The 9370-nt window shown below is 68.4% G+C and carries 10 protein-coding genes and 2 pseudogenes; 8 read left to right on the forward strand and 4 right to left on the reverse strand.

Translation table 11 applies throughout. The features are described from left to right. Positions 1-258 precede the first annotated feature (258 nt). Positions 259-622 (reverse strand): annotated as a pseudogene (locus tag ACGFU7_RS46830) (transposase); the annotation flags it as partial. Between ACGFU7_RS46830 and ACGFU7_RS46835 the strand changes: the two are divergent. The 5 genes from ACGFU7_RS46835 (at position 603) to ACGFU7_RS46855 (ending at position 4123) form a co-directional block, all read left to right on the forward strand. Further along, entirely contained in the window at positions 603-1220 is a 618-nt protein-coding gene (locus tag ACGFU7_RS46835; RefSeq protein ID WP_393704807.1) for a Tn3 family transposase, read from the forward strand. The pseudogene ACGFU7_RS46830 and the gene ACGFU7_RS46835 overlap by 20 nt on opposite strands. A 275-nt stretch (positions 1221-1495) precedes the next feature. Beyond that, positions 1496-1918 (forward strand): DUF6069 family protein, encoded by a 423-nt coding sequence (locus tag ACGFU7_RS46840; RefSeq protein ID WP_393704809.1) that lies wholly within the window; start codon positions 1496-1498, stop codon positions 1916-1918. A gap of 126 nt (positions 1919-2044) precedes the next feature. Then, the gene (locus ACGFU7_RS46845) at positions 2045-2716 is read left to right on the forward strand and encodes an ArsR/SmtB family transcription factor (RefSeq protein ID WP_393704811.1); all 672 of its coding nucleotides are present in this window, start codon (positions 2045-2047) and stop codon (positions 2714-2716) included. Continuing rightward, positions 2713-3450: an SRPBCC domain-containing protein gene (locus ACGFU7_RS46850; RefSeq protein ID WP_393704812.1), complete on the forward strand. Its 738-nt coding sequence runs from the start codon at positions 2713-2715 to the stop codon at positions 3448-3450. The genes ACGFU7_RS46845 and ACGFU7_RS46850 overlap by 4 nt, the downstream gene beginning before the upstream one ends. A 100-nt stretch (positions 3451-3550) precedes the next feature. Continuing rightward, positions 3551-4123, forward strand: coding sequence for a dihydrofolate reductase family protein (locus ACGFU7_RS46855; protein ID WP_393704814.1), 573 nt, complete (start codon positions 3551-3553; stop codon positions 4121-4123). 549 nt (positions 4124-4672) lie between these two features. Here the strand turns inward: ACGFU7_RS46855 and ACGFU7_RS46860 are convergent. Continuing rightward, complete coding sequence (locus tag ACGFU7_RS46860) at positions 4673-5644, reverse strand: transposase family protein (protein ID WP_393704823.1); 972 nt, start codon at positions 5642-5644, stop codon at positions 4673-4675. Positions 5645-5904: 260 nt separating this feature from the next. Between ACGFU7_RS46860 and ACGFU7_RS46865 the strand changes: the two genes are divergently transcribed. Further along, positions 5905-6519 (forward strand): gamma carbonic anhydrase family protein, encoded by a 615-nt coding sequence (locus tag ACGFU7_RS46865; RefSeq protein WP_393704816.1) that lies wholly within the window; start codon positions 5905-5907, stop codon positions 6517-6519. Between the two features lie 613 nt (positions 6520-7132). Here the strand turns inward: ACGFU7_RS46865 and ACGFU7_RS46870 are convergent. Next, positions 7133-7471, reverse strand: coding sequence for a MerR family transcriptional regulator (locus tag ACGFU7_RS46870; RefSeq protein WP_393704818.1), 339 nt, complete (start codon positions 7469-7471; stop codon positions 7133-7135). Between the two features lie 836 nt (positions 7472-8307). Between ACGFU7_RS46870 and ACGFU7_RS46875 the strand changes: the two genes are divergently transcribed. Together ACGFU7_RS46875 and ACGFU7_RS46880 are read left to right on the forward strand one after the other, a co-directional pair. After that, positions 8308-8700 carry an ATP-binding protein gene (locus ACGFU7_RS46875; RefSeq protein WP_393704820.1) on the forward strand — a complete coding sequence of 131 codons (393 nt, stop codon included), beginning with the start codon at positions 8308-8310 and terminating at the stop codon, positions 8698-8700. Between the two features lie 131 nt (positions 8701-8831). Then, positions 8832-9005 carry a CsbD family protein gene (locus tag ACGFU7_RS46880; protein ID WP_393704821.1) on the forward strand — a complete coding sequence of 58 codons (174 nt, stop codon included), beginning with the start codon at positions 8832-8834 and terminating at the stop codon, positions 9003-9005. A gap of 73 nt (positions 9006-9078) precedes the next feature. On the opposite strand, the pseudogene ACGFU7_RS46885 reads toward ACGFU7_RS46880, so the two are convergent. After that, positions 9079-9276, reverse strand: a pseudogene (locus ACGFU7_RS46885) (DUF2267 domain-containing protein); the annotation flags it as partial. Positions 9277-9370: the final 94 nt, after the last annotated feature.

A 9370-nucleotide genomic window follows, 5' to 3' on the forward strand; every position in this document is an offset into this window, starting at 1 on the left:
CCGGGGAGCCGGGCGACCTGCTGCCGGATGGTGTGCGCAGGGAATTGGTCATGGCAAAGGCTCTCGATCCCGTGGTCAGCAGCTGACGGGCGGGCTTCGGTTTGCTGGTTGCGCTGATGGAGCCGCGTGGTGGTGCGACAATTGGGCTGGTTTGAGGGCCCGGTGACCTCTTGGTGGGACTGCTGACCGTCAGTGCCAAGTGGATCAGTCGCGTTGGGCCTCTCGGGAGGCCGATTGTCCGCTTCTGCGGGAACTTCGGCGGGTGATTCGCCTGGTCATGAGGGTGATCGCGGCCCAGGTGATCAGTGACTCCGAGTGCTGGATGAGCCGTTCGTAGTCGCGAGCGTGCCGACGGGCGTGCATGACCCAGGCGTGGGAGCGTTCGACGACCCAGCGCCGGGGCAGGACGACGAATCCGGGGGGGGTTCTTCGGGCGGCTGACGGTCTTGATCGTCAGGTTCAGGTACGTCTTCGCCCAGGTCACGAGCTGTCCGGCATAGGCGGAGTCGGCCCAGACGATGGTGATTTCGGGGTGCATCAGCCGTAGCCGGAACAGCACTTCCTTCGCCGCGTTGCGGTCGTTCATGTCGGCCGGGGTGACCATGACGAACAGCGGCAGGCCCGGGCGCAACGTCATCGACTGGGACCTGATCGAGACCCACTTCAAGGACCTGATGCGGGTCACGGTCTCGGTCCGCGAGGGCACGATCTCCTCGACGCTGCTGCTCAAGCGGCTGCGCTCCGGCTCCCACAAGAACGCCACCTACACGGCCTTCAGGGAGGTCGGGCGGGTGATCCGCACCGTCCAGCTGCTGCGCTACCTCTCGGACGCACCGCTGCGCGGCCGGGTGACGGCCGCGACCAACAAGGTGGAGGCGTTCAACGGCTTCAGCGACTGGGTGCAGTTCGGGCAGCGCGGCACGGTCGCGCACAACGACCCGGTCGAGCAGGAGAAGGACGTGAAGTTCACCTCGCTGCTGGCCAACCTGGTGATCTTCCACAACACCCTGGACATCGCCGACGTGGTGCGCCAGCTGCAAGCCGAGGGCTGGGAGATCGACCCCCTGGCCCTGGCCGAGATCTCGCCGCACCTGACCGAGCACATCAACCGGTTCGGCGTGTACTCCACACACGAGACCGGCATCACCCCGGAGGACTACGACACCCGCCTCGACATCGACTTCACCACGCTGGAGGACGAGCGGGTTCCAGCCGCTTGACCACTCTTCGGCCTGTCCACCATCTCCGCCACCCGCTACGTCCTGTCGGCGCACCCGGACAAGAAGCCGGGCCCCATCGCCCCATAGCCCAGGTCAAGCACGATGTTCGGTCTCGGCGAGCCGCCTGGCGGACCGATCAGCCCAGGCACCGACGATTTTTCTTGTCTTGACAATTTTTCTTGTCCGAAGGAGTCTGGAGGGGTACCGACGCGGACGTGGCTGATGACCTGACCACTGACGCAAGCGGCCACCCACCCCTCGGCAAGGAGACCGACGTGTCCAGATCAACCTCGATCGCCCCTGACCACGATCCGGTCGTGATCGGCCCTCGCGCGCTGTGGTGGCCGGGTCTCGCCTTCGCGGCGGGAGGCGCCGTCGTTGCGACGGTGATCGCCGCGGCGGCGGACGCCATCGGCGTGTCACTGGAGGTCGGCGGTGAGGGAATCCCGCTGCTCGGCTTCACGCAGCTCGCCTTCGTGTTCTCGATGGTGGGCGTCGTACTGGCCGCTGCCTTTCGGAAGTGGTCGCGCCGTCCCGCTGCGATGTTCGTCCGTACGACAGTCGCGCTCACGGGTCTGTCCCTCCTGCCAGACCTCCTGGTCCCGAACACTGACCTCGCCACGCGCGTGACTCTGATCCTCACCCACCTCGCGGTCGCCGCGATCGTCATTCCCGGGCTCCGCACCCGCCTGCGCTAACCGCTTCACGCGCCGCGCCGGGTGCCGGCGTAGTCGCCGCGACGACAGCTCGGGTCGCCGTTTCATCGGTCCACCGACAAAATCTCTTGTCTTGCCGGATTTTCTATTCCAACGGAGGTTGGGCTGGTGCTGGACGTTGCCGTGATCGAAGAAGCCGCCGCCGCCGAGGCATCGCTGGACCCGATGAGGTCCCGGATCCTTGCCTCCCTGGCCGAGCCCGGATCCGCCACCATGCTGGCCGCCCGCCTGGGGCTGCCACGGCAGAAGGTCAACTACCACCTGAAGGAACTGGAGCGGCACGGGCTGGTCGAGCTCACCGAGGAGCGCCGCAAGGGCAACGTCACCGAGCGGGTGTACAGCGCCACCGCCTCCTCCTACGTCATCTCCCCGACCGCGCTGGCCGCCGTGAGCCCGGATCCCGCCAAGGCGCCCGACCAGCTCTCCGCCCGGTGGCTGCTGGCGCTGGGCGCCCGGCTGGTCCAGGAGGTCGGGTCGCTGCTGACCGGCGCCTCCAAGGCCGGCCGGCGGGTCGCCACCTTCGGTATCGACACCGAGATCCGCTTCGCCACGGCCGCCGATCGGATGGCTTTCGCCGAGGCCTTGACCCAGACCGTGGCGGCCCTCGTCGGCCGCTACCACGACGAGGCCGCGCCGGAGGGCAGGAGCTACCGCATGGTCATCGGCATGCACCAGATACCTGCCGCGCCGACTGCCGCAGGAACGGCAGCAGGTCCGCGACAGCGGACCGGGGGGACGCAGGAGACCGACACCGACGCAGGACAGGAGCCCCGAGGATGACGCACCCCTTCGAGATCGAGCTGGAGACGACGCTCCAGGCGAGCCCGGAACAGGTCTGGGAGGCCATCGCGACCGGACCCGGGATCGACTCCTGGTTCATGGGGCGCAACGCGGTCGAACCGCGCGAGGGCGGCGTCGCCGCCATGGACACCGGAGGCCACCGAGCCGAGGCCGTGGTGACCGCGTACGAGCCCGGCAAACGCTTCGCGACCCAGACCGCCGAGGACGAAGACGGCCGGTTCATGGCCTTCGAGTACCTCATCGAGGGACGGGACCACGGCAGCACCGTCCTCCGCGTCGTCCACAGCGGCCTACTCGGCGACGACTGGCAGGACGAGTACGACGCCCTGCGCAGCGGCTGGCCCTTCCACCTGCAGACGCTCGTGGAGTACCTGGCCCACTTCCCCGGACGCACCGCGGAGCCCGTGTTCGCGTTCGCGCCGTCCCAGGGCAGGTCGGCGTCCCAGACCCGCGCGGCCATCGCCCAGGCACTGTCGCTCCCGGCCGCGCCGGCTACGGGCGACCGGGGCCACGCCGAGCCCGCCGGGCTGCCGCCGCTGGACGGAGAGGTGGTCTGGGCCGACGCCGAACGCATGAAGATCCGCACCGCCGACGCGATCTACACCTTCCACCACGGACCCAGCACCGCGCTGATCTTCCACCACCTGTTCGGGCCGGACACCGACGGAGCCGAGACCGCCTGGCAGCACTGGCTGACCGGCCTCCTCAACTGACCCCCGGGGACACCCCGACCAAGACCCCCGCTACCTCGGGCAGCCCCGAAGCGGCGGTCAGTAAGACCACCGAGCACCGCACACCCACAAGGACAGCACCATGCGTACTCTGATCAGCTCCGCCTTCATCTCCCTCGACGGCGTCGTGGAAGGCCCGGGCGGCGAGCCCGGCTACCGCAACACCGGATGGACCTTCAAGGACGTCGACTTCGTCCCCGAGGCGTTCGAGATCAAGGGCCGCGAGCAGCAGGAAGCCACCGCGATCCTGCTCGGCCGGGTCAGCTACGAAGCGTTCAGCCCCGTGTGGCCCGACATGGACGACTTCGCCGGCTACAAGACGATGCCGAAGTACGTCGTCTCCACCACCCTCACCGACGACAAGCTCGTCACCAACTGGGGCGACACCACCATCCTGCGCTCCCTCGACGAGGTCGCCGCCCTCAAGGAGACCGACGGCGGCCCGATCATCGTCCACGGCAGCGCCTCGCTCAACCACGGCCTCGCCGACGCGGGCCTCGTCGACCGCTACCACCTCGTCGTCTACCCGCTCCTGCTCGGCGCCGGCAAGCGCCTGTTCCCCGCCAGCGACAAGGACACCCAGAAGCTCAAGCTCGTCGAGCACGAGGCGTACAGCAACGGTCTGCAGAAGCAGGTCTTCGACGTCGTGCGCTGAGACACCGTCTAACCACCCAGGCGCCGTCGCCGGATTCTCCCCGGCGACGGCGCCTGCACGTCGGTCGTGCTCCGCGCGAACCCGCGGCAGAATCGACCTCGTAGAGGCACAACCCACGGCCAGTTCCGCGACAGAGTGCTCCGCGATTCCACGAACCCGTCGGTTTCCGGCGATCGGCGATACTGGGCCTCCAGCGCCATCTGCCACGTCCCGGTCGGATCGGTGGCCAGCACGTCCGCGCGCCAGGAACCGTCCGGGGCCCTCACCTCCAGCTCGGCGTGGGCGCCGGCGTCCCGGGCCGCGCTGGTCAGAACCAGCTTCAGGAGGTGGTGGGCCTCGGACTCACCCTGCAAAGCGAACTCGCAGTGCGGGGGGTGCGGAGCGTGGGCGAAGAACCGCAGCCCGCTGTAGGAGACCTTCGCGTACACGGGGTGTCGCCGAGGTGAACCCAGAAGCCGCCAATAGTTGATCTTGAAGGTCTGACGGCTTACGAAGTCGGGGGAAATTGAGGTCGGGGCGTGCTGGCCTGTCGGTTTGACTGGTGGGTGATCAGCAGGCCACCTCGCTGGCAAGGACGAGTTCGGTGCTCGTCCGGCGGCGGGTGGGTCTCTTGGCGGATCGGTCGGAGACGAGCGAGGCGATCGCCATGTGGCTCTCCTCGTAGGTATCGCGCCGTCCGGTGAACCGGCGAAGTGGTGCCCACTGCCGTAGTTCGGCGTTGGTGTGCTCGACGCAGATCCGGGCCGAGGACTGGCGGCGGCGCATCTCGCGCCACGCGTACTTCTCGCCGTCGCTGGTGTCGTCCTTCGGCTTCCTCGGCGGGACGCTCACCTGGTCGGGAAACTCCTTGGCCAGCCCGAGATAGCCGGAGTCGGCCTTGGTCTTTACCGTGGGGTGCAGGCGGAGCTGTTCTGCGATGCCCTCGCTGCGGACCGCCGTCTGATCGTGCATTCGTCCTGGTCGGACGACTCCAGACAGCAGCATGCGGCCCTGGCCGTCGCTGAACGTGGTCGTCTTGATGGTGTTCTGCTTGCGCTTGCCCGAGACGAACGCCCGTCGGCCTGGGTGCCCGGCCTTCGGGCGACGGACCTGGGTCTCGGCGCCGTCGAGTCGTACCTCGACGCCTTCGGCGTCGGCATAGGCGAAGAGGTCCTCCAGGGTCCGCAGCCGCAGGCCGGGCCGGTCGGGGACTGCGAAGCCCCGGGTAGCCAGAAGGGGACGGACCTGACGGATCGCGGCGGAGACTGTCGAGCGGTCCACGCCGTACAGCTCGGCCAGCACTTCATGCGGTAGCTGGTGTCGCAGGTGCACCAGTGTGGCCAGCAGCCGGTCGGCGAAGACCAACTTGGGCTTCCGCCCGGCCCCGGCCGCCCGGCGACGCGGCCCGCCACGAGCCTGACGTAGCTCAGACTCACGAGCGGCATCCCACACAGGCGCGAGCTCTTCGAGCAACTCGCCGAGGTGTGCGCGGGAGACCCCGGTCAGGGCAGGGTGGGAGCAGGCCGCACGGGCCCAGGTCAGCTGCACAACTCACCCAACCCCGTGCGGCCCTTCTCATGTCACGGCCAGACGATGATGCGGATCCCGAATGCTCCCCATTCGCCCTTCTTTTTCCAGTCGGTTCCCCGGGCGACGGCCCGCACCGTCTCCGGATGAGGTCTCCGGGCCTGGGCACACCGCCGCCGAGGGCCATGGGGATATCCCGCTCATAGACAGCCTGGTGCAGGGGGCCAGCGGTCTCGTTAGGTGGAATTGCGCGCGGAGCCGGCCCGGGCTGGGACATGATCGCGGGCATGTTGATCGATCATGAGGGCTTCTCGCCGACCGTGCACCCCACGGCCTATGTCGCGCCGACCGCGACGCTGTGCGGGGACGTGCGGGTGGGAGCGGGGTGCCGGGTGCTGTTCGGCGCCGTGCTCACCGCCGAAGGTGGCCCGGTGGAACTCGGCGAGGGCTGCATCGTGATGGAGAACGCGGTCCTGCGCGGGACGCGCCGCGACCCGCTGAGCGTGGGCCGGCAGGTCCTGGTCGGCCCTACCTCGTACCTGACCGGCTGCTCGGTTGCAGACGAGGTATTTCTGGCAACCGGCAGCAGGGTGTTCAACGGCGCGCGGATCGGGACGCGCTCGGAGGTGCGCATCAACGGTATCGTGCACCTGCGCACGGTGCTGCCCGCCGACTCGATGGTGCCGATCGGCTGGGTAGCCGTGGGCGACCCGGCGCGGATTCTTCCGCCCCAGGACCACGAGGCGATCTGGGCGGTGCAAAAGGGCCTGGACTTCCCTGGCTACGTCTTCGGCCTGGACCGGCCGACTGACGGCGAGAGTCTCCTGCCGGGCATCTCCGAGCGTTTCGGCCGGGCCCTTGGCCGCCATCGCAATGACCGTCAGATCTGATTCCCTGAACGTGGCGCACTCGGCCTGCTCACCAGCGGTGGGGCGCATCACCTCCGCGTGGAGTTTCCGCTCCGGTCGGCGTTCTCAGGTGCAGAACCCGAGCAAGTAACTCAGGGAACCCCCAGAACAAAGAGTGGGGACTTCAGCGAGCCTCATCAACGACGACCATCCGTAATTCCCCCGCGGCCGTTACTACGGGGCCTCGATCCCGAGGGTGTTAACGCGGTTCAGGTACTCGCGGCCCCGGCTCCGCCGACAGCTCGCCGAAGCCCTCGGACACCTCCGCACGGCTGGACTTCACAATCTTGATGATCCAGCACCGGAACCCGTTCCCACGCGCCGCTCTTCGGTAACGATCGGCCCCTACTGATCCAAGGGCCGGCCACTCCGCCGGTCCTCGTTGCGGACGTTGTCCGCAACGAGGACACCCAGGTCACAGCCCTGACCATCTCGGCGGCTCAAGATAACGGTCATTTATGAGAGTGACCCTCACCTCCGTGCGTAGGTCGCTTCCGACCCCAGGGCCGCAGGAGACGAGGTTGCCCGCAACGCCTTGCGTTCCGGGCAACGTGGGTGGGCGGCAGCCGCGAAGCTCCTGGGCCAGCCGCGCGTCTCAGGCCGCAGCCGTCGGGTTCGCGGGTCCGGCGCCGCGGTGGTGTTCGGCGTTGATGCGCTGGGCTTCCTCAAGCTGGTCTTCGAGGATGACGATGCGGCAGGCGGCCTCGACCGGCGTCCCGTGGTCGACGAGTTCCCGGGCCCGGGCCGCGATGCGGAGCTGGTAGCGGGAGTAGCGGCGGTGTCCGCCGGCGGAGCGGAGCGGGGTGATGAGGCGGGCTTCGCCGATGGCGCGGAGGAAGCCCTGGGTGGTGCCGAGCATCTCGGCGGCCCGGCCCATGGTGTAGGCGGGGTAGTCGTCGTCATCGAGACGGCCGAACGAGTCGTCTGCTGTCATTGAACCTCTCTGTGGAACGCGTGGAGGGGCCCTGGTGCCTATGGCACCAGGGCCCCGAAGGAACTGCTACACCATCTGCCGGCCCTGGTACTGCGCCGGCCTTCTGTTTCCGCTGACCCGACCTGAGCTCTGTCGGGGGTGCGGGGATCGCGGTTGCTTGACCGGAGACCACCTCACTATCGATGTCCTGCGGTACCCGGGCTCAGACTTCCGCCCGGGCGATCCTGATGGCGCCCAATCCCTCCGTTCATCCCTCGGATGATCAACTGCTTACCAAGCGGGGAACTGCGAACTGCTGGTACTGCGTACTTCTTTACTGCTCGTGGCCTGACCAAGCGCCACGCTCCGGCAGCCAGCCCCGTCGCCCGTCCTGCGTCTGCTCTGGCTTAGAACCCCACTGCCGAACTTCCCGGTGCGCGCGCCCGCAGCCGACGCCTTCACCGAGGTGCTGCTCACTGACTTTCACTGCTGGGTACTGCAACCACTGCGTTACTGCCTGTGGTGGCCCCTGATGACTGCGGGCCACCCGGTCCGGCCGTCAGTCCCGTCGCCGTCCTGCACAACCCTGGCTTCGGAACTCCACCACCGCACCGTCCTACGCACTGCAACTACTGGTACTGCTGCCCGGCAGTTCGTCTCTGCCAGGCCCTGCGGTCTCTCTGGGCTACGAGAGAAACCATAACCACGCCACGGCCCAATGTCTACTCCGGCCGACATAGATTTTCGTGCGCGTGTCTCTGAGGTAATCGGGTGCTGTCGGGTTGAACGGCTGCGGGCGGGGGGACAACGACCGAGCAGGCAGGGCCGGATACCGGCAACAGATACGGGAGCGCGCGATGACCACGATGAGCGCCGAGCGCACAGCCCCTCGTTCCCTGTCCGCCGTCGCCGAGGCGCGCCAGGCCACCCGGGCCTTCCTCGAAGCCCTCGGGCAGCCGGCCATCGGCCGGGAGCAGACCGACACGGTCGTCCTGGTCGTCTCCGAGCTGGTGACGAACGCCCTGCGCCACGGTGGTGGCGCCTACACCCTCCGTTTCGCCGCCCACCCCGGCACGATCGAGGTCGTCGTCGAGGATGCCAGCCCGCGGATGCCGCGGATGCGGACCCCTGACCTCGTCGACGGGACGGGTGGATTCGGCTGGCACATGGTCAACGACCTTGCCTACCGCGTCGTCGTCACGCCTGGGCCCGAAGGCGGCAAGACCGTCCGCGCCTTTCTCCCCCGGTAGCGCGCTGGGCCGCATCGCGGACCTGGTGCGCCTGGGCGGGACGGTTGCAGCCGGGCCTGTCTACGTACGAGAGCCTTCAGCGGCCATACGGGGTTCGTAAGGCGTTTCCACCCAAGAGGGAGTGATCAGCTGTGTCTGGTGAGCAGAAGGCCGAGGCAAAGGGCGAGCAGGCCAAGGGCAAGCTCAAGGAGACCGCTGGCCGCCTGACGGGCAACGAGCGGCTGACCGCAGAAGGCCGCGCGGAGCGGGCCACGGGCGACGCCCGCGAGACCAAGGAGAAGGTCAAGGACGTCTTCAAGCACTGACCCTCATGCGGCAGGGCCGGAACCGCTCCTGCGGTTCCGGCCCTGCCGCATGTGCACGCGCTGCTCGTCTGGGTCAGGCGGCGGCGGGCTGGGGCTGCCGCAGTTCGGCCTGGCCGAAGAGGAGGGCGTAGCCGCCGGGGAGCTGGCGCAGGATCCGGGCGAGGAGGTCGGGCCCGGCGAGGCGGGTGACGACGGCGAGGACGGCGCCAGTGTCCCAGCGGGCGGTGGCCGGGGTGGCGCCGGTGCGGGCGGCGAGGTCTTTGACGAAGCCCTAGTAGGGCTTGGTCATGTTGGTGCGAGGTCTGGCATGTCGCGGTGACAGGTGGGGCAGGCGCCGGTCCAGATCGCGAAGAGTGTCTGCAGCT

Source organism: Streptomyces sp. NPDC048473 (assembly GCF_043200155.1).
Lineage (GTDB): Bacteria > Actinomycetota > Actinomycetes > Streptomycetales > Streptomycetaceae > Streptomyces.

Bases quoted from the DNA above. Each gene is read 5' to 3' on its own strand.
- ACGFU7_RS46835 (WP_393704807.1), top strand. From the start codon at position 603: ATGACGAACAGCGGCAGGCCCGGGCGCAACGTCATCGACTGGGACCTG.
- ACGFU7_RS46850 (WP_393704812.1), top strand. From the start codon at position 2,713: ATGACGCACCCCTTCGAGATCGAGCTGGAGACGACGCTCCAGGCGAGC.
- ACGFU7_RS46855 (WP_393704814.1), top strand. From the start codon at position 3,551: ATGCGTACTCTGATCAGCTCCGCCTTCATCTCCCTCGACGGCGTCGTG.
- ACGFU7_RS46865 (WP_393704816.1), top strand. From the start codon at position 5,905: ATGATCGCGGGCATGTTGATCGATCATGAGGGCTTCTCGCCGACCGTG.
- ACGFU7_RS46870 (WP_393704818.1), bottom strand. From the start codon at position 7,471: ATGACAGCAGACGACTCGTTCGGCCGTCTCGATGACGACGACTACCCC.
- ACGFU7_RS46875 (WP_393704820.1), top strand. From the start codon at position 8,308: ATGACCACGATGAGCGCCGAGCGCACAGCCCCTCGTTCCCTGTCCGCC.